The 20,638-nt window shown below is 44.8% G+C and carries 16 protein-coding genes; 5 read left to right on the forward strand and 11 right to left on the reverse strand.

Going from position 1 to position 20,638, the window contains the following annotated elements; genetic code table 11:
* Positions 1-34: 34 nt before the first annotated feature.
* The 3 genes from yidC to MHI01_RS05500 all read right to left on the reverse strand — a co-directional run bounded on the left by yidC (position 35) and on the right by MHI01_RS05500 (position 2,921).
* Positions 35-922 carry a membrane protein insertase YidC gene (yidC, locus tag MHI01_RS05490; RefSeq protein WP_340982717.1) on the reverse strand — a complete coding sequence of 296 codons (888 nt, stop codon included), beginning with the start codon at positions 920-922 and terminating at the stop codon, positions 35-37.
* Positions 859-1,209 carry a hypothetical protein gene (locus MHI01_RS05495; RefSeq protein ID WP_176872672.1) on the reverse strand — a complete coding sequence of 117 codons (351 nt, stop codon included), beginning with the start codon at positions 1,207-1,209 and terminating at the stop codon, positions 859-861. The genes yidC and MHI01_RS05495 overlap by 64 nt, the downstream gene beginning before the upstream one ends.
* Positions 1,210-1,301: 92 nt before the next feature.
* Entirely contained in the window at positions 1,302-2,921 is a 1,620-nt protein-coding gene (locus MHI01_RS05500; RefSeq protein ID WP_340982718.1) for a DUF4153 domain-containing protein, read from the reverse strand.
* A 134-nt stretch (positions 2,922-3,055) separates the two neighbouring features.
* On the opposite strand from MHI01_RS05500, the gene MHI01_RS05505 reads away from it, so the two are divergent.
* Positions 3,056-4,867 (forward strand): ABC transporter substrate-binding protein, encoded by a 1,812-nt coding sequence (locus MHI01_RS05505; protein ID WP_340982719.1) that lies wholly within the window; start codon positions 3,056-3,058, stop codon positions 4,865-4,867.
* 43 nt (positions 4,868-4,910) lie between these two features.
* Here MHI01_RS05505 and MHI01_RS05510 read toward each other — a convergent pair whose 3' ends face one another.
* Together MHI01_RS05510 and MHI01_RS05515 are read right to left on the reverse strand one after the other, a co-directional pair.
* A complete protein-coding gene (locus tag MHI01_RS05510; RefSeq protein WP_340982720.1) occupies positions 4,911-6,251 on the reverse strand; it encodes an FtsW/RodA/SpoVE family cell cycle protein in 1,341 nt (446 codons plus the stop codon).
* Positions 6,248-6,583 (reverse strand): PadR family transcriptional regulator, encoded by a 336-nt coding sequence (locus tag MHI01_RS05515; protein ID WP_340982721.1) that lies wholly within the window; start codon positions 6,581-6,583, stop codon positions 6,248-6,250. Before MHI01_RS05515 ends, MHI01_RS05510 begins: the two co-directional genes overlap by 4 nt.
* A gap of 283 nt (positions 6,584-6,866) precedes the next feature.
* Between MHI01_RS05515 and MHI01_RS05520 the strand changes: the two genes are divergently transcribed.
* The 4 genes from MHI01_RS05520 (at position 6,867) to MHI01_RS05535 (ending at position 12,900) form a co-directional block, all read left to right on the forward strand.
* Positions 6,867-7,451: an AAA family ATPase gene (locus MHI01_RS05520; RefSeq protein ID WP_340904070.1), complete on the forward strand. Its 585-nt coding sequence runs from the start codon at positions 6,867-6,869 to the stop codon at positions 7,449-7,451.
* Between the two features lie 309 nt (positions 7,452-7,760).
* Positions 7,761-9,800 carry a serine hydrolase gene (locus MHI01_RS05525; RefSeq protein ID WP_340904069.1) on the forward strand — a complete coding sequence of 680 codons (2,040 nt, stop codon included), beginning with the start codon at positions 7,761-7,763 and terminating at the stop codon, positions 9,798-9,800.
* Positions 9,801-9,928: 128 nt separating this feature from the next.
* Entirely contained in the window at positions 9,929-12,268 is a 2,340-nt protein-coding gene (locus MHI01_RS05530) for a sensor histidine kinase (protein WP_340982722.1), read from the forward strand.
* On the forward strand, positions 12,265-12,900 hold the full coding sequence (locus MHI01_RS05535; protein ID WP_340982723.1) for a response regulator transcription factor: 636 nt from the start codon (positions 12,265-12,267) through the stop codon (positions 12,898-12,900). The genes MHI01_RS05530 and MHI01_RS05535 overlap by 4 nt, the downstream gene beginning before the upstream one ends.
* Before the next feature lie 134 nt (positions 12,901-13,034).
* Here the strand turns inward: MHI01_RS05535 and MHI01_RS05540 are convergent, their stop codons facing one another.
* The 6 genes from MHI01_RS05540 to MHI01_RS05565 all read right to left on the reverse strand — a co-directional run bounded on the left by MHI01_RS05540 (position 13,035) and on the right by MHI01_RS05565 (position 20,562).
* Positions 13,035-14,000: a sugar phosphate isomerase/epimerase family protein gene (locus MHI01_RS05540; RefSeq protein ID WP_340982724.1), complete on the reverse strand. Its 966-nt coding sequence runs from the start codon at positions 13,998-14,000 to the stop codon at positions 13,035-13,037.
* 288 nt (positions 14,001-14,288) lie between these two features.
* Positions 14,289-16,007 carry a hypothetical protein gene (locus MHI01_RS05545; RefSeq protein ID WP_340982725.1) on the reverse strand — a complete coding sequence of 573 codons (1,719 nt, stop codon included), beginning with the start codon at positions 16,005-16,007 and terminating at the stop codon, positions 14,289-14,291.
* Between the two features lie 205 nt (positions 16,008-16,212).
* On the reverse strand, positions 16,213-17,085 hold the full coding sequence (locus MHI01_RS05550) for a carbohydrate ABC transporter permease (protein ID WP_036608671.1): 873 nt from the start codon (positions 17,083-17,085) through the stop codon (positions 16,213-16,215).
* 38 nt (positions 17,086-17,123) lie between these two features.
* Positions 17,124-18,026 carry an ABC transporter permease gene (locus MHI01_RS05555; RefSeq protein ID WP_017688833.1) on the reverse strand — a complete coding sequence of 301 codons (903 nt, stop codon included), beginning with the start codon at positions 18,024-18,026 and terminating at the stop codon, positions 17,124-17,126.
* A 111-nt stretch (positions 18,027-18,137) separates the two neighbouring features.
* A complete protein-coding gene (locus tag MHI01_RS05560) occupies positions 18,138-19,739 on the reverse strand; it encodes an extracellular solute-binding protein (RefSeq protein ID WP_340982726.1) in 1,602 nt (533 codons plus the stop codon).
* Between the two features lie 394 nt (positions 19,740-20,133).
* Positions 20,134-20,562 carry a hypothetical protein gene (locus MHI01_RS05565; protein ID WP_340982727.1) on the reverse strand — a complete coding sequence of 143 codons (429 nt, stop codon included), beginning with the start codon at positions 20,560-20,562 and terminating at the stop codon, positions 20,134-20,136.
* Between the last annotated feature and the right edge of the window lie 76 nt (positions 20,563-20,638).

Genomic DNA, 20,638 nt, shown 5'->3' on the forward strand with positions numbered 1-20,638 from the left:
ACCATGTTTCTCTTGTCACCTGCAACCAAATTTATTAAGACTTTGCCGGTTTCCGAGAAGGTTTGGCGGAGCTGGATTTTTTATTCTTTTTCTTACTTACTTCCACAACCACAGGCTCCTGTGGGTGCTCCATCGGGTACATTTTGCGGAACAATAATGTCTGTAGTACCAGGAATGAACCCCCAACTGTCCAGTAGAGCGGCATCGCTGCCGGAGCTGTAAGAGAAAAGAATGCCATCATCAATGGGGAGAGATAACCCATAATGGCGAACTGTTTTCGCTGCTCAGGCGCCATATTTGCTTGTGATACCTTGGCTTGAATCAGATATATGACCGCGACCACCACAGCGAGTACGTAGTCCGGCGCTCCCAGTTTGAACCACAGGAAGGAGTGGGAGGACAACTCCGGTGTAAGTCGGATGGCTGTGTAAATACCTGAAAGTATAGGTAGCTGAATGAGCATCGGCAAGCAACCAATATTCAGCGGATTGAACTTATGTTTCTTGTATAGCTCCATCGTTTCCTGAGACAGCTTTTGCTTATCAGCAGGATCATTTTTGCCTTCATATTTTTTCTTGAGCGCATCCATCTCGGGTTTCATGGCGTTCATGATGACTCGTGTTCCCTGCTGGGACTTGGCTTGACGCATCATCAAGGGCAACAGTGCTAAACGAATGACCAGCGTAATTACAATAATCGCGACCCCGTAGCTTCCGTTAAATATGGTAGCAATATGCTGAATCAGATACGACAGTGGAAATACAATGTAGTGATTAAAAAATCCCGGTGTCGATGAAGTAATCTCCGACACGTTGTTGCTGCATCCGGCAAGCAGCATGACTGCAAACAAAATGACAATCAGGCCATAGATCCGTCCCTTGCCCGATCTAAAAGTGAATCCCTTGTTAGTCTTATGTTCCATATATATCCTCCTCGTTGATTTGTTGACCAATCGTTCAACGAGGAATGACAATCTGGTTCATCTTCATCGGGCGCTTCTCTTCGTCTAATCATGCGACTCCAGTCTTCCTGTCTATGCTGTCTGTCCAAACACAGGGCGGGAAGTACAGGTTCAAGTCCACCACCGGCGCCACCTTCCATCCAGTACTCTGTCATGCCACAATGAAGATGGGCAATATAGGCATAACTGACGGTGAAGATGAGTCCAATCGAAAATAAATATGGTAATAACTCCTGCAGTTCAAACAAGGGATTCACCCCCTTTATAGGTTAGTTTTTATATTATAACACTTACATATTGTTTTTGCATAAATCCGTACGTGAAAACAACTACTATTCAGCTATTCCGTTCTCAATTTGGACATTTCTAGTTCAGCTCGGTGTCTCGCCACGTTATAAGAAGGCCATGAACGATCTGATGCATCCTCGTCCAGGTAGGCTTGACGTTCCAGCATTTCCCTCTGAAGATCCGGATACTCCTCCTGGGCAAACTCTCGAAGTAACGGAACTGCATCTGCCGACAGACTTGCCAGATAGGTTGCATCAATATTGCCAGTCTGATGATAACGTTCAATATTCAGCTCGGCAATCCGTTTATCCATGCCCACATAATTGACAGCAACATATGCAGTGAGCGCCAGCACAATATACCAGCGGATCAGCGGTATTGACGTGTACCGTATACGAAGGCCAGCAATCAGCAACAGGAGTGCGAGGAAGATCATGAATGCGTGTACCAGGAAGCGGATGTACGTATATCCATATGCCTGCTCATAAAGATTCAGGCGCATAAACGCGGAATACAACATAATTGCTGAACAACTGACTAGAATCAAGAGAAGTACCTGATGCACGATGGAACCCGTTTTGCCACTCGAACGGGTATACTGCAAAGCAACAATAAGAATAAAGAAGTTAATACCTGTGACGAGAATTAACTCTGCGAATCCACTTCTCGCATAATCTGCGTAAGACAGATCTACCGGAAGATGCCCCTCTCCTGCACCAAACAGATACGAAAACTGTACAAGTACAAACAAAACGTACACACAGTTAATGACAATCAGCATCGTCCCCACAATGATGGGGTCCAATCTGAATGGTTCCCGCTGAACCGGAGTGCGTTCGGGCTCGGGTGTAATCTTATTGGTAACCTGACCTTCAGTGGCCGGGTCCACAGGAGAGAATATATAGGTGTGATCACGCTTATCAACCGTGGATGCTGCTCCATTTTTCCAATGTGCGTTCACTCTCTTCTCTGCCTCATATTGCATTGGCTGTACAAATCCCCATACATAACCAAACAGCAATACACCTGCGATGACAATCCAGATGATTCTCGGTATCCCTGGAGTAAAAGCCAATTGATTCAGCCACTCCGGAAAACCGGCTAAATACTGATCAAAGACCCCGTCAGCAGAGGACAGTAATGCGACGACAACAATGAGGATAGGCAAGGACGCCACAAGACCAATGAGTACTTTGAAAACAACTGTTTTCTGGGATTTGCCCATGCCACGCCCGCCTGCTCTCACAGCAATAGCAGCAACAGTCCCCCAATGACGTATGGCTTGAGGCAGCAAGTGGTCAATAGCCGTACCAATCAAGCCAATCTCCCACCACTGCTTCTGTTTTCTGCCCATCAGATACGTCATATGTAAGATAACTACGCCAGGTATGACCAGAAAATTAAGAACATACAGCGGTTCATTGTCGTATAACAGAAACGTTAGCGACAACAATAGCACTACAGCCGCTACAAAAGCATCAATGAACTTGAAAGACCTCATGCGATCCCTTGCAAACAGATACATGAACACATAAAAGAGAATTACAAAGATAGGATACGATACGCCAATCTCATTACCATAGAATAAATACTGGTGAATGATCGCCAACATCCATGCAGACAGTAGCGTGATTAGAGCGCGTTGCGGTGAAGCCATTATTTTATCAATCATGGGAAAAACCTCCATTAACCTTTCTATGCTATATTCTAGATGATAAAATAGGAATATAAATAGAAATTAAAATCGACAAAACTTCTTATTTTAGAGGAATACGTCAGAGTTCACCTCCAGGAGGGAATCAACACTTGAAATTACATCAGCAATATCTGCTGTTACATCGTCATTACGGTCACCATACAGAACATGAACTTACACTCGCCGATCTCGCTGAGTTGCTAAATTGTACACACCGCAATACGTTAACGATTGTCAAAAAGATGGTTGCCCATGATTGGATTCGTTGGGTTTCCCAGCGTGGCCGGGGTCGGCGTTCTTCACTGACCTTGCTTGTTCCGGCTGATCAAATCGCCGCAGAATATATGATGCAGGCCATGAATCGCCGGGAGTTACAGGAAGCTGCCGAGCAGGTGAGCGCATTCTCCAGTTCAACAATCATGCAGGATCATCTAAACCAGTGGTTGCTTGGGTATTCAGGACATCATACGGAAGCCGGCACCAATAATGAGCAGATTGATACGCTTCGGTTGCCCCTGCGCCAACAGCTTCATGCGCTTGATCCGCTGTACATTAATCTACTAGCTGAATCCTTTGTTACCAGCCATGTCTTTGACGGGTTGGTTCAGCGGGGTGAACAGGGAGAGATTCTCCCATGTCTCGCTCATACCTGGGATGTCAGTGCAGACCGAAAGACCTGGATCTTTTATTTGCGAAAAGGTATTACATTTCACGATGGTCAGTTGTTGACGGCCCATGATATTGTTCATACGTTTGAACGACTGCAATCTACAGATCGCCGGACACTGTACCGTGATGTAAGTAAACAGATTCTATCTATTGAAGCGGTCGATTCCTTAACCGTGTGTTTCCAGCTTAAAGACCCTCACGAATTGTTTCTGTCCTTTCTCACAACAAGTCGTGCAGCGATTGTACCTTCACCAGGGACAAACGAACATAAGATGAAGCATTCGGGTGATGTGCATGGGATGCAAAAACCTGTTGGGACGGGACCGTTCAAGGTCACCGCCTGGGATGATCACTTGTGCAGACTTGAAGCCTTTTCATCATATTTTCAGGGTAGAGCACATATGGACCGGGTAGATATCCTGCAGATTCCGTGGAGTGCCTCGGCAAAAATGGACGATAGCCAAGATATCGAAACTCCGTTCTTTCATCTTGTTCATAATCCGTCTTCGTCTACGGGTGCAGAATGGACACAGATTAGTGCAGGTGTGATGGTTCATAAATTACTCACGTGTAATACACAAAAAACCGGACCGTTAAACGATCCGGAAGTAAGAGCACACCTTCAGTCATGCCTTGCTGGAATGTATAGAGATGACCGACATGGAGATAACTCTGAGGTCGTGGAGACTGATTTTAGTGCGGTGAATGCCGGAATGGTTGACCCGGAAGGGTTTAGAGATATTACTAAACGACTCACTTCGGCTAGTCCCATCTCCCTGCACATTGCAACCATTCCACAATATCGCAGGGATGCTAAAAATCTGGCGTCCATACTGGAGCAGTGCGGTTTCTCTTGTACCGTCCGAACCGCTACGATGGAACAGTTCAAAGGAAATCTGCGGCTGGAGTCCGATCTGATTCTCTTCTCGCTGATCCGGGACAGGGATGAAGAACTGCGCAGATACGATCTTTACTCCACGTTGTCTGAGCATCTGGAAGATTCTGCTCGTATAACGATCCATGAGATCTTACAAACCATCGTCGCCTCTCCCATCGCTGCGGATCGAACTTGTGAATTAGACCGCATTGAGCAATTTTTGGTTGGTCAGAATTTACTGTTCCATTTATCCGAAAAACCGGTAGAAACCGCTTATCTGCCTTCAGTACGTGGTCTATCTTTCAACAGCCAGGGCTGGGTGAACCTGCGTCATATCTGGTTTCCTTCTGACGCACGAGGACATCAGTCTGATTAAACATCGTATTATATGACTTATACCATCCGATCACGTATCTTTTTTATTTTGACATTGTCGTGATCGGCTCTCCCTGTTTGCTTCTCAATGAAATAGTATCTTTACGTCGATATACTCCAAGCAGTAAACCCATCATGGCGTATTCTAAGATCACATGAGAACCAAATCCAATAAAAGGGAAAGTAACGCTGACAATCGGAACCTTTCCCGTAGTCATCGCAAGGGAGTAAAGCATTTGCAAAGAAAACATCACCGTAATGCTGAACACGATCATACGACCAAATTCATCGAGTACACGAGGTAGCATTCTCAGCATACTAGCAAGAAACCATACGATTCCAAGCAACAGCAGTATGCCTGCTAACCAACCAAATACATCAATAAGCATTACACCTGGATAGTCCATATAATACCCTTTAAAGTGATGGTCAAAAGAAGTGTCAGAACCGTTTCCCCACCATCCGGCGGAATGAAGAATATTCATAATCGTTTGGTTATTGTAACCGTTTCCTAACGGATCATTCTGGAGATTCAAAACGACTGAGAGTCTCTCAAACCGCCTGTATTCACCTGTCAAAAACAATTGAAATAAAATGACACTTCCCATTATAGTAGTTCCAATGAAAGTAAAAATCCATTTTCGTGTAATCCAGGCAAACATGATGACAGTTGCCGTTCCGAATAGAAATAATCGTACCCAATCTGAAGCTTGAAATAAGCTGAATGATGGCAAAGCCACAAGAAGAATATACGTTGAGACGGATTGTACGTCGAACTTAGTACGCAGCTTATCCAGCATTATCGAACCTATGGCGAGGGGCAATACCCACATGGATATCGTCGTAAGATCAATTGTTAACCCCAATATGCTCCAGAACCGTTGCACGCCATAATTAACCGGGGATACTAGTGGATTAATCCACAACAGGCCCGTGAGTAAAATATATATCCACCAAGCATTCCTTTTCCATTTTCGATAATCAAAATACATCAAAATCACCATCAGTACTAAACCAAAAATAGTGTAGATCACATGACTTATATAAAAGAACTGAGAGGTTTTAACTGCGATATTTGTCGTAAAAATCCACATCAGCAACAGGCTTATGATTAGCAAACTGGCAATTCCCACTAACAGCCCCCAATGCATACGATGGCGATGCAATCGGTGCATACTCTTGCCTACGACAGTAGGATCGCCCATCTGTTCAATGGCATATGCAATTGCTTCTTCCTCTGTATAACCTTCTTGTTTTTTATCCAAAATCATCTCTTCCATGTGGTTTCCCAACTCATCACGCAGGTCGTTATGTACTTCGCGAGCTTTAACCTCAACACACATGTGATCAAGATAATGCTGAATTCGCTCATCTCGATTTGTCATGTCAGGCCTCCTTCCCCAAGAACCCGATCCACAGCTCTACGGAACATATTCCATTCTGCTTTTTTACTTTGTAAGGCCTCCATCCCCTTGTCACAAATCGAATAATATTTCCGTTTACGGCCTTCGACCTCCATCCAGTACGACTCTACCCATCCTTCAATCTCCATGGCATGCAAAATAGGGTATAACGTGCCCTCTTTCAGATTAAACACACCCTCGGATTGACGATGTAGTTCCTTAATTAATTCATAACCATACAACGGTCGTTCCTGAAGCAGGGTCAGAATCAATGTTTCGGTACTGCCTTTAATCATTTGTTTGTTAACCTGCAACGCACTCACTCCTTCCTTTTTAATTCATTTAGCAAGAGTTTTAGATTTCGAAAAATACACTTTTAAAGCTCTTCTTTTCATATACATCGGAAACCTATGCATAGAACAACTAGGTATAATATTACCTTATCCTTCCTTTTTTGTCTAGCCAACAAGCTTCTTTATTTATGTTAAAATAAACAAGTCCTTTCATTCACGAACTCTAATGATAAATCTATATACTCGTGTATTTTTCAATTACATATCCTATTTTTTGAATCTAATTAAAGGAGGCATTACATTCATGAGCAAACTAATTTTCTTTCTCGGCGGGGCCGGAAGTGGCAAGACCACCCTTGCCAAAGCCCTTTCCCGTAAACATAAAGCTTCTTTCTTCGATATGGATATTCTGCTTCGTCCCGCGGCTGAGGCGATCATGACGCTTCAGGGACTTGATCCATCCGACCGAGATTCGCCTGAATACAAAAGGTTGTGCCGTGATCTTGGGTACCGCATTACGATGGACGCCGCTCTGGATAACGTTCAGTTAGGTATCGATACGATCGTTGTGGGGCCATTTACCAAAGAAATCGGTACCCCTGACTGGATCGAGCAGGAACTCGCTCGAATTGGACATACCCTGGATGATACGGATGTGCGTGTGGCCTATATTTATCTTGAGAATGAAGCGTTGTATTACAAACGAATCTCAGCAAGACAATCCCCACTAGATGAATGGAAGTTAGCCAACTGGGATGCCTTCACAGCTTCTCTCGTCCGTAAAGAAGTAGCTTGGCCGCTCCCTTCAGCATCCGTCGCTTATATTGATAATTCCAGTGATGATCCTGCGTTTGCCTATGCTGAACTTGAACGACGGATGTACGAGTAGTTTTATAAAATCTACGTCCCAATTCCTTTGCACGATGTCGCTTTGCATGGAAAATAAAAAGACGAAACAAAAAGAGGTATTTGTCGAGACCCCCGTTGGGTCATCATGACAAATACCTCTTTTCATATATTCAAGATTATTCAAAACTCACTCTTCATCCTCCACAATTGCGGGATCACGCAAAAAGGTTTGCGGTAGTCCTGCCGTAATAAGTGCGTACTACGGAATCGCCATTACATTCGAACTGATAGATTATAGATGTACTTGAATGTAAGAGAACGAACATATCTCAACTCAAAGGAGAATTTCATGAAATCTCACGTAGCAACATGTCCAACTCGACAACAACAACACAGCTACAAATCAAATCCTAATTGGAAACGTGCCGTAGCCAACATCCTCCTGGTTGCATCTCTGAGTTTCACCACGATGACCAGTGTATCAGCTGAAAGCAGTCTCCCCCTTCATCAGGTAAGTCCTCAGGAAACTGAATCGTTCATCAATCAATTCTTCGCCCGACCTGAAGTGAAGTCTGCTCTGAAAGGTGCGGTAGTCACCGTTGTTCACGATCAACAGATCGTTTTGAATAAAGGATATGGTTATGCCAATGTGGAAAAACAAATCCTCGTCGACGCCGACTCCACTCTATTCCGTGTAGCCTCCATCTCCAAAACGCTGACAGCAACTGCCATTATGCAATTGGCCGAGCAAGGTAACGTAAAGCTTGATCAGGATATCAGCGCATACACAGATGCTTTGCATCTGACCAACCATACCGGAACAGCGTTAACATTGGAACATCTGATGACCCACACCAGCGGGTTTGATTTCACAGATGCAGCAGCTACACCCAGGGAGTTGAATCATTCTTATCCGCTTGAGCAATTCATCCAGGACAACAAACCGTCCGTTGTTCGCAATCCAGGAGAAGTTTTCCGTTACGACAACTACGGTTATGCACTCTTGGGCTACATCGTTCAGAAACAGTCCAAACTTCCGTTTGAAACTTATGTACAACAGCATATATTCAACCCTCTTGATATGTCGGATAGCCATTTTACACTAAGCAAAGACACGCTGAGTAAACTCGCAACTCCTTATGGCGCTGAAGGACAGGAACTTCCGCAATATCCCAATGTACCGAACAGCTCCCCTGAGGGCGGATTAATTACGACTGGACGGGATATGGCTCACTTTATGCTTGCGCAGCTCAATCAAGGTTCGTACCAGGGTGCACGTATACTAGAACCGTCATCCGTCCAAGCGATGCAAACGTTGGATGTGTCCATACACCCGGATATACCTGGCACAGGTTACGGATTCGAATCCACCTATTCGCAGTATAATCATGGACGGAAAGTCGTGAGTAAAGCAGGCGATCTGGACGGATTCCATTCCAATCTGTGGCTGTTGCCTAACGAGAAGACTGGACTATTTATCGTCTCCAACAGTGATGGACCAGATGTGCGAGAAGCGCTTTTCCAAGCATTTATGGATCATTTTTATCCAAACAACAAGACGCATTATAGTGATTATAGCGTACCCAAGTCTTCACTTCGTACCTATGAGGGACTATATCGGGATATCCGCTTGCCCGCATGGTTGTATGATATTTCAGCAACAGAGAAAGGTCTTCAGGTTATAGATGCTTATGGCACTCACACCTTAACCCCCGTTAAGGACATGCTGTTCATGGATGAGGACGGCAAGCTTGCTGGTTTCAAAAAAAATCAGTCAGGTGAAATCACGTATTTCTATTACAACAAGTCAGATAGCTGGTCCGAGAAATTGCCAGAAGCCAGGCCTTATGAAGATGTGCCAGAAGACCATCCCTATGCTCCGTACATCTATCGCTTAACACAGATTGGCCTGTATCCCCAGGATCAATCCCTATTTGAACCAGAGAAGCCTGTAAGTCGTGGGGAGTTTGTAACACAGGTTGTGGGGATAAGTGGAATGTCTATTTCAGCTCAATCACCAACATTTAAAGATACCCAATCAAGTCCCTATGCCGCCTACATTCAAACAGCCCTTGAACTGGGTATTGTGCAAGGCAATACCCGTGGATTGTTTCATCCCGAGCAAGCCATAACAAGGCAAGAGGCCGCGGTGATTATTTCGAGAACGGCACAACAACTCCTTGGCGCACCTCCCGTAACTGCCGATCTCATCGGTTCACAGGATCGTTGGGCTGAGGAAGGTGTCCAGTTTGTGGTTGCTCTAGGTCTCTACGGTCCGGAAGTATCTGTATCCAGCAGCGGTGCTGTGGATTATAGATCGAAGCAGCCTATGCTCAGGCAGGAATCATCAGTTTTGATGTACAAAATGTTAGGCACTCTGCTACATTAACATAGAGTGATGCTCGGCAAGCCATGTCATTGCTACATGGCTTGTTTTTCCACTTCATTTTACCAATGATGCATTTTATAAGAACGGATGATTTTACCATGCGACTAAAACTCTCATTACATAGATTCATGAAAACTAAATTTATTTTCGTGTGGTTTGTAACAATGTTGTGCTTTATACTAACAGCCACATATATCCATATCTCTTCATTTCTGAATCCTTATATCGGACTTTCGTTGACACCAAATGCCTCCAATTCTTGGGCAGTACATGATGTAGATCCGCAAGGTTTAGCATATGCATCCGGGATTAGATCAGGTGACACCGTTATCTCGCTGGAACCCAAAGGAGGAGTCCAGTTACTCCATCAAAAAGGTGTATTCTTAGTGACTGAAGCCTACACCATCGGCGTTGAGAATTCTCATGGTCAGGCATCCCAACATACAATGAAGCCTGGACCACGTGAATGGTTCAACATCGGCTTCTCATCCATAGTAGAATTATTGCTATTGTTGACCGGAACCTATGCCTTGTTTAGCCAACCGGGTTCACGAGTGATGCGTCTGTTCTACCTCCTTAACCTGTCCATGGCCATATGTATACTGACGATATACACATCCCAGTTGCCTTTATCCAATTATATTTTGGCCTTTTGTTCGGCATGGTTACCTTACTGTCTAACTGCTTTTTATGTGTCTTTTGTATTCCGTACCCGTCTGCATCGTTTCCGATGGTTATTAATCATCAGCAGATGTATTGCCGTTGCCTACTCTACTGGCCTTGCCTTTCTGTACATCAAGCAGTGGATGATGACCGATGTTCAGTTCAATCAAGGCATTACTACCGTCAGTACTCCTGTTGCACCGTCTGGTCCAACCAATCTGCTTAACTTTATTCTTTGTGCAACCCTTCTGATCTTAATCTGGATGACATGGGTTAATCGTAAAAGCTACAATCGCAAGGAGCAGAACCAGCTATTGCTCATGTTAACAGGAATACTTGTTAGCCTGATTCCCTTCATCATCTGTTTTGCTATTCCAACCCTGCTTCAAGGTGAACCATTATTGCCTGTAGAGTACACATTAATTGGATTTCTGCCTTTATCATGGATGTTCACTTATGTACTTGTACAACGGAGTATGCTTGACCTCAAACTGGTTATGCCAAGATTGATGATTCATGGACTATATGTTTTGATCGTATTTTTACTGTTTCTGGCTGCTTCTCACCTGCATTCGTTAATTCATATCAGCTTGTTGTTTGTCTCGTTTTTGCTGATCACTTGGGTGTATCAGTACATGCTCACCCGCTCACGTAAGAAAAACAAACTTAACAAAGACTGGTTGGAACACCAGCAACTGCGGTTGACTGTGCGAATGGCTGAGCAGCAAAACATGCGGGACATGATTCACGTGTTTGCCGAGATGTTCCACAAGATGCTGGATATTGAAGGTGTAATTGTCATATGGATTGATGATAAGCACAGATATTCTCAGGAAGGTACAGGGATTTTTACTTCCATTCAGAATATAGATAACCAGGCGTTGGATATTAAAGTTTTACGACAGAAAGTTGATTTGGCACAGGTTTGGGAGCTGTCAGGTGAACCCACTACGGAGACGATAGGATTTCTGGGCATTGGTCACAAAGAAAATCGCACCCTTTTTTCAGCAGAGGAACAGGATATCATTGATAAAGGCAGGCTGGAAGCAATTCGAATGCTCGTCAATGGCAGACTCTTATCCGATCTGCAGAAGCGATATGAACACCGTGTAGACCAGACAGCTTTTCATGAACACCAGATACGCCGTCATCAGCAGTTCAATGATATTATGATGGAAGCCCAACAGGCAGAGCGTATGAAAACCTCATATTTCCTTCATGATCAACTGCTTCAAAACCTGATTTTCCTGTCTCGAGATTTGGAGGAATTACACGATACCGGAGAGACGCATAAGGATCAAACGGCTGTTTGGCTGGAATGCCTGTATGCTTCCCAGAGAGATATACGTCAATTGTGTGATGATCTCTACCCTCATATTATGGATCGAAGTGATCTTGAAGAAGCGTTGCAATGGCTCATCCGTACACTTCAAATGCAAAGTGGCATCAGAATGGAACTAAACTACAACGCCCTCTCTGAAGAGTTGAAGCACGAACCTCTGAAGTCCACCGTCTTTCGGACGGTCCGCGAACTCATCATGAATGTGATGAAGCACGCACAGGCGTCGTTCTGCTCTATTCAGGTACATACAAGGGATACTGACTTGATTCTCCAAGTAGAGGATGATGGCTTGGGATTTAATGTTCATACCACATTTGATACTGCAACAGGGCACTTCGGTTTGATATCCATACAAAGCAGCATTCAGCATCTCGGTGGAGAATTCACCATACATTCCAGCCTTGGCAAAGGAACCTCAATCAACATCCGTTTGCCTTTAACCAAAGGAGCAACTGAACAATGAGCGAACCCATTACAGTCGTACTGCTTGATGATCACCCCCTGGTCATGGAAGGTCTCAACAACCGCTTAAACCGCGAACCCGGCATAGAGGTACTGAAAACATTCAGCGATCCATTGCTTTTTTTATCCGAAGTAGAGGCGTTGCGACCAGATGTTGTTGTGATGGATATCCGCATGCCCCAGCTTGACGGGTTCGAGGTTGTGAGAAGATTGAAAGATCAATACGGGTTATCCGTCAAAATTATATTGTTATCCGGATACAACTATCACGAATTCCAGTTAAAAGCTTATGATCTGGGCGTTCATGCCTACTTGTCGAAACAAGCAACGTATGGACAGATTATCAACGCCATTCACCAGAGTATGTTGGGTCATGTTCTTATTCCAGAGACCATGTTATCCCCTAATCTGGAGGAATCACTCACAGCAACTGAACGGGAAGTGCTTAACCGCATTGCACTGGAGATGACCAACAAGGAGATTGCACAGGATCTGGCGATCAGTCCACGTACAGTGGAGTATCATATAACTTCTATTACGCAGAAATTTGGTGTTAAGTCCAGAGTTGGTGCTGTAGTCAAAGGCTATCAGGCAGGGATTCTCGGTGACGTAACACTCCCTGAGAAACGGTAAAAACATGTACCACTTTAAAAGAACAACAAAAGAGCGGCAGAACACCCTGTAATACAACCTGAGGTTTGTTCTGAACCGCTCATCTGTTGGTTTACTTTCCTATAAGGTGCATTCATGCTTGATGCGTGTGCTCCCTATCCGCGCTGACGCGCCGCATGACGTTCAGCAATACGAGCCGTGATTATTCCATGACTCTCATCGATTTCGTCCGGTGTACACGCGGCTTTTAATTCATATACTTTCACCGGAGAACGGTCGATAATATCCAAAAACGAATCAAAATATGTCATGTCTTTACTATGGATGTATGGGCACCAATGATCTGATAACCCTACGGTTTCATGAATATGCACGCCAACCACGTGATCAATCAACGCGTTAGCCTCACGTACATTATCGTACAACCCCATTCGATCCATCATCATGCCGTGACCAATGTCGTACCAAAGACCAAGCGGCGCGCCCTTCATTTGTCCAATAATCGTTCCCGCTTCGTGCAAAGTCGGCATCTGATAACAGCGTGAACGGGTCTCAATACCGAAATTCACCCCGTATCCTCGCTGCTCCGACAAGTCACATACCTCTTCCAGACTCTCCTGAATCCGGCTCAGGTAATGTGCGCTGCCATCTTCCCGTTTCTCCAGCATCTCTTGCCATAAAGATTGATATGCCGGTGAATCCGGCCCTTGATCGTGGTATATCTTCTTCAACGCTTCATCTATATTGTATTCAAACGGAACCTCACCGGGATGTACAACAACAGCCTTGGCTCCAAAACGATGTGCGTACTCGGCTGAGCGAAGTAACAGCTCAATCGCCCGTCTGCGGCGCGGCTCATCATCGAATCCAAGCAGGACGGAATCCGTCCCGTAATCGGGATCAGCCACATGCGGAAATGTATTATGCACACTGGATACACCGATCTCGCCCCGTTCAATCATCGGTTCTATCGTCTGTTGCATCTCTTCCGTTACGTTGTAATTCAGTTCAACTTGTTTGAATCCAAGGGACTTGATCTCCTCGATCATGCCTTGTCCGGTCGTATGACGTTTGATATTCCAACATGTTGAGAACGAATATTCCTGTTTGTCCGTATACATCATTGGTTCCTCCTGTCTCTAATTCTATCGCCTATTCATATTCCATTTATCTCTATCTATATAAGTTGAACCAATAAACTTACACTAGATCACTCCAATTGCAGTACCATCTTCCAATCGCTGTTATCCCCAGATTTTTTTGATCCCTTCTCCAAAGGGAAAAATCCGGTGATAGCTTATGCTTCCGATGCAGCTTTCTTGCAGAAAGCTTTCAGGCGAACGCTCCGCTTCTTCAGATCGGTTCTGCACTCTTCGTTCTCGTGTAAATGTTCAGTTCATCTTATATACCTATTTATTCCTCAAACCGTTGTCTTCACGAAAAGTCAATTCGAATCTCATCTTGTTCGCAGTCTTCCCAGGCACATAACGATAGATGATCTCCGCATGATTCACGTACATTAACACGGATGGTTCAGGTGCTTCAGCCTTCACGGTACACGTAAGTCCAGGGAACTGCCATAACACTGGTGTAATATCCTGCTGACGAAGGGATGGCCCTCTGATTTCAAAATAAACATCGATCTCTTCCGCCGTATCCAGCTCCACATCAATGGTTAACGAATCTGGCGTGAGGTCCGCATCAAACGTTATTCCGCGCAGATGGCTGTTCCAGCCCTCACCTACCTCACGACGGATCAAGCGTAGATAATAACGTTCACCCGTCTCTGTCTGCCAGTGGATCGTGGCTGGATGCATCTGGCCATTGGTATTCACACTTCCCGACATGGCCCCGATCATCCGATCTTCACCGATCCAAGCTTTGGCTGTACACAAATTCCGATTGGACGTTGGATCATTGCGCTCACACAGTTCCATGAACCGTTTCTGCACAAGCCGATCTTCTTGATGAGCCTTGAAATACGGCACGGCTTCAGCGGGCACATCCACCCCAAGGAGCGCAATCAGTGGATCATGGCCTGACTCACAGTTGATTCCTGCCAGATATTCATACCCTTCTCCAAGCAAGAGATAGATAAATACACCGATCGAACTATGCTCTCGCATTTCCATGTCGTACGCCCGAGAGAATGGGCCGGAGAGATTCTCCAGATTGGCATTGTAATATAGCGCAATATTATTCCACAGCCCATGTTCAATCCGGTGTCCAATTTCGATCAAACGTTCCGTGAGTCCATACTTTCGATACATGCCAAGCACGGACAGATCCACCCCGTAATACGTTGTCGTATTGAACTCCGCGAATGTACCGTTGTATTGTTCAAACTCCTTCACCAACCCCTCCGCCTGTTCATCCGAATGCTGAATCCAATCTGTTCGGTTCAAGCGATGGCCGTAGTAGTGGGTGATGAAAATGTGCATCAACTCAATATTCGTGTTCATGGGGATTACATCGGATAACCTGCGTTCTATTGACCCTTGCACAGCCAACTCCATCGCATGGTCCATCCGTTTCATGAGTGTCTCCGGCATAAGTTCGGCGAATTCGGCAGTCACAACCACACAGACACAAGCGATAAACTCGCGCCAGTTGGGATCATAGCTGATCCAGACCGGTGGCAGAACCTGATTCACTGCCGAATAAAAAAGGTGTTTCAGTTGTTTGGGGTCTGCTGCCTCTGTTAGCAGAGAACCCTCTTCCTGTAGTTTATGGATAAACTGCGCAGACACCTTCTCAAAGGTGCGTTCCAGGAAATAGGCCGTGCCTGGCGCAAAAGATTTCCAAGCATAGTGACCCGCTGGTGGATGCACATCAGTTGGTCGGGTCGCGAAGGTTCCGTGATAGATCTCATCCGGAGCGTCATATTGAACATCGAGCACCTTGTGGAACACTCGTATCGCGCGTTCCACATCACCAGGCTCATTTCGAATTAACAATCCGAGCGCATAATGTGCACTGGCTCGTGTACTGTGCTGCGATGAATCCTCTTCTTCGAAACTACGAAGCAGATCCATTTCCTTGTCATAGAAGCTATCCATCATCAACATGGACTGATTTACAAGATACTGTTGCTCTTTCGACATCTTCTCTACCATTCGTTGTGTCATGTCATGTGACCTCCCGAGACTATAGGTGTGTGTTCAAAAAGATCAGTTTTCAGTACCAAGAAGATGGAATTAAGCTAGAAATGGAGTAGCGGAGCGTAGGACAACTACGTGAGCAACGGACATTTCGGCTAAATTTCATATTCGATGCTGATGATGCCACTAGGCATCATTCGTAATCAAAAGTGAACTTTTTGAACAACCTCTATTAACCTTTTACAGCACCTACCATTACGCCACTGATAAAGTACCGCTGCAACCACGGATACACAAGCAGGATCGGTAACGTGGAGAAAATAACGCTGGCTGCTTTCAGACTCTCAGGCAGGACCTGAACGGCGCCAATGCCTTCGTTCTGCATCAGTTCTGTAATCTGGTTTTGCTGAATCATCTGATACAACTTCAATTGCAAAGGGTATAGTTCAGGCTTCGTAATATACATGAGTGCATCCTGGAAACCATTCCATCGTCCTACCGCGTAGAATAGGCTCAGTGTCGCCATAACCGGAAGGGATAGTGGCAAAATAATGCGCATAAGTGTTCCAAAGTGGCTGCTTCCATCAATGCCTGCTGCTTCTTCCAGACTTTCGGGAATACCTCTGAAGAAGGTAATGAGGATAATCATATAAAACGGACTAATCAATCCAGGCAGAATAAGTCCCCATGTGCTATCAAGTAGATGTAGATTTTTGATCAGAATGTACTCGGGGATAATGCCGCCACTGAAGAACATCGTCACCACAATGACAAGCATGAACCACTTGCGCCCTTTTAGATTACTCTTCGCCAGTGGATATGCCGCTGCAATGGTCATCACCATGCTTAGCACCGTACTCAGGACGGTCAGCCAAATGGTATAGATGAGGGAACGAATCATTGATCCATCTGCAAATACCTTGGTATACGCCTCAAAGGACAATTCTTTGGGGAAAAAGGAAACTTCTCCTGAACCGATCGCCCGGTTGGAACTGAGGGAGATCGCAATAATATGAATGAATGGTGCAAGACACACCACCATCGTAATGATAATAAGAATGACGTTTACCGTGTTGAATATTCGATTCGCCGTGTTTTCAGACATCTCACTCACTCCTTACAGATCATATGTGAATCAATCCACTACATAATGCTCTCATCGGTTAATTTCTTGGACGTATAGTTCGCTCCGAGTATGAAGACAAGTCCAACTAATGCCTGGAACAAACCTACAGCTGTTGCGAGCGTAACCTGACCAGATTGTAAACCGACACGATAGACAAATGTGCTGAGCACATCCGAGTATTCACGTACAGCCACGTTACCGATAATAAACGGTCGGTCGAAGCCAATAGAGATCATGTTGCCGACATTGATGATCAATAAGGTAACAATCGTTGTTTTGATGCCTGGCAAGGAGATGTGCCAGATTCTGCGTAGCCGACTTGCTCCATCCACTTCTGCGGCTTCGTAGAGTTCCCGGTTAATGCCCGTGAGAGATGCCAGATACAGAATCGTACCCCAGCCTGCACTCTGCCACACGCCTACCGCAAGATACGTGAAGAGCCAATAGTTTTTGTCTGAAAGGAAAGGTAATGGATCAAATCCCATGCTCATCAAGATATTGTTAATAAAACCGGATTGTGTACCGAATACCTGAAGTACGATCCCTCCAATAATGACCCACGAAATAAAGTGAGGAATGTACAGTAAAGTCTGTGCCAACTTTTTGAACCAGGCCTTCTTCAGCTCGAACAATAAGATGGCTAATATAAGTGGTGCCGGGAAGGAGACCAGTAGATCCAGCATGTTAAGCACTAACGTGTTGCGTAATGCCGTGTAGAATCCCTGATTTTGAAACACTTCTCTGAATGCATCCAAGCCAATCCACTCACTACCGGCGATCCCTTGAAAGAAGTTAAAGTCCTTGAACGCAATCTGCACGCCATACATTGGCCCATACTTGAAAATAATGAAGTAGATCATGGGCAGTAGGAGCAACGCATATAGTTGCCAGTTTCTGCGGAAATAGATGCTTGTTTTCATATACCTTCCCCCCATGTCATTCAGGATTCTTCATCAAGGCGATGTTGCCATCGCCCTAATGAAATCCCTGTTCTTTGTTGTCATACACATTAGATGTGATCTCTACTCTACTTATTTCATCGCTTTGTAAGCTTCTGTACGTTCATCCAGGATTGCTTGGCCACCGCTCGCCATGTAGTCCTTCATCATGCTGTCATACGTGGCTTCAAAATCAGCAGGTTTGGAAATGGTTGTTTTCACGAAGAACTCCATAAACTTGTCTTTCAAGCCGTTACCGTAGCGTGCTTCCGCCTCAATCGGTTTGGAGAAACGTACCGGTTGAATGGTGTCCGTGTTAGAGATCGCTACCGACTTGCGCATATCATCCCGATATTTCGACTCTACCTGAACGACATAGGCCTCTTCATTTTTCTTGTCATCCCCAACGTATTTACCGTTCACGATAATGGCAATGTCACCGGAATTATAGATACGGCCTGCAATTTCAGGAGAAGCATCATCTTTGATCAGTGGTACCCCATCCACAAGTTCATAGTTCTCGTTTTCAACACCGAATTGCAGGTCGAACAGGTTGTTGCCCGAAGCCATCCAATCCAGATACTTCATCGCGGCTTCCGCATTTTTGCTCGATTTCGGGATCATGACATACATCGCATTGGGTGCATATGCCGGTTTGGCAAATTTGCCCTCGGAGTTTTTGAATGCATCAATCGGTGTCATCACTGCACCCGGTTGATTGGTTTGCAGGTTTTTGTACGTACCGGAGATATAAATCTCCCCTGCATCCTCGGTGTAGAATCCAACTTTGCCGTTAGATACATCTTCCCACAGCTTTTTCTTGTCTTTGTCGAGTCCAAAGTCCTTGCTCATTAATCCTTCATTATAAAGTGTGTTCATATATTTCAGGGCGTCCTTGAAACCAGGCAACAACGTTGGATAGTCATTGGAACCCAGTTGCTGCGTTAATGTATATTTCTGTTCTTCCGTCAGCGGTTCAATGAATGACCAGATCAGTGGTTCATATTGAGCCGAGGCAATCGACATCCCCATCGGAATAAGTCCTGTGCCAACCTTACCCGGATCTTTTTCCTTGAAGGCCTTCAGTGTTGTATGCAGCTCCTCAGCTGTCTCAGGTGATGGCAATCCGAGTGCATCCAGCCAGTCCTGACGAACATAGGATGCGTACTTGCCAAGTACAAGACGTTTACCTGGAACCGCGAACTGTTGTCCATCGTATTGACCGTAGGCCAGAGTTTCATCTCCCAAGAACTTCTTCAGGTTAGGACCACTTTGATTGATCAGATCCGTAAGTTCGGTCAGACCTCCTTGCTCTGCATACCGGTTGAATGTTCCCGAATCATAGGTAAAAACGATATCAGGTACTTCCGAGCCACTCGCCATCAGAACGTTAAGCTTCTGTACTTCCTCCGAGCGTGGTACCGGAACAAACTGAACGTCGATGTTGTTTGGATCACCAAACTTCTCTTGAATGAAGCGAGTCAGATAACTGTCCGAAATGGTGTAGCCCGCCGGAGTGTTTCCCCGATCAAAGATTTCTACTTTCAAAGTCGTTTTTTCCCCCGAACCCGACTCTCCAGATGAAGATGTTGATTCGCTTCCTGATGAACATGCAGATAATAATAGAGTGAATGCTGTTACCACTGCGAGGATTGAACTTACCTTGCCTGCCTTACGTCTTTGAAATAATCTCATTTGACCTTTCCCCTTTCGCACACTCTCTGAATGGATTCACATGATTGCCACTCCACTTTGTTCATCCCATTTCGTTGCACCTGTGAATGTCACTAATCATTACATACGATCTGATATTTAGACAATAAACTATTTTCAAAATGTGAAATTCACGTTTTTCAAGTTAAATACCGCGATATATAAACATATTTCCTGACAATATACAATTTTCACACCTTTAATGTTAACTATAATAACATATTGCGTTGTATTCATTTTGATTTCTCATAGACAATCTGGCATCACCCATCTTGCAATAATCTTTTTTCCATTAAATCTCTCTTCAAAAAATGAAAAAGAGACCACATCTTAAGTGATCTCCTTGTTTAGCAACACGTGTAGAACGATTCCACGACTAATTCCTCGGCGGAAGATTAAACTTCATTTGACCAAACAACGTATAGAGGGCATTTCCCGCAAATTGATCGATGACATGTTCGTTGGTCGTGTCCGTATGTTCCAAAATCAACACATTATACTTCTCATCATAATGCATTCCGCCCAAAATAAATCGTACTGGAATGTTCTGAGCTGCCCCTGCCTTCGAAATGGCCTGAATAAGTTCGGATTGATGCCTTTGTTGACTTGTCGTGTAGGTACCAACAGGTATAGTTATCGTATATGACGAGTCATCTACATGAAATGCAAATGTGTTGTTGCTTGCTGTAATGGTAACCTGTTTACTGATATCTACCGATCCCCACACTTGCTGTCCATATTTGTACACCATCTTCAACTCCTGCCCTATTAATCTATGAATTGTCATAATGCTAGTATAGGACATTCGTAAAATTCCTTAACAACATACCAGCTACACTGGCCTAAGATCGTGGTTGAACATCCAAAAAATCTCCTGCAAA

This window comes from Paenibacillus sp. FSL M7-0656, from assembly GCF_038003225.1.
Taxonomy (GTDB): domain Bacteria; phylum Bacillota; class Bacilli; order Paenibacillales; family Paenibacillaceae; genus Paenibacillus; species Paenibacillus amylolyticus.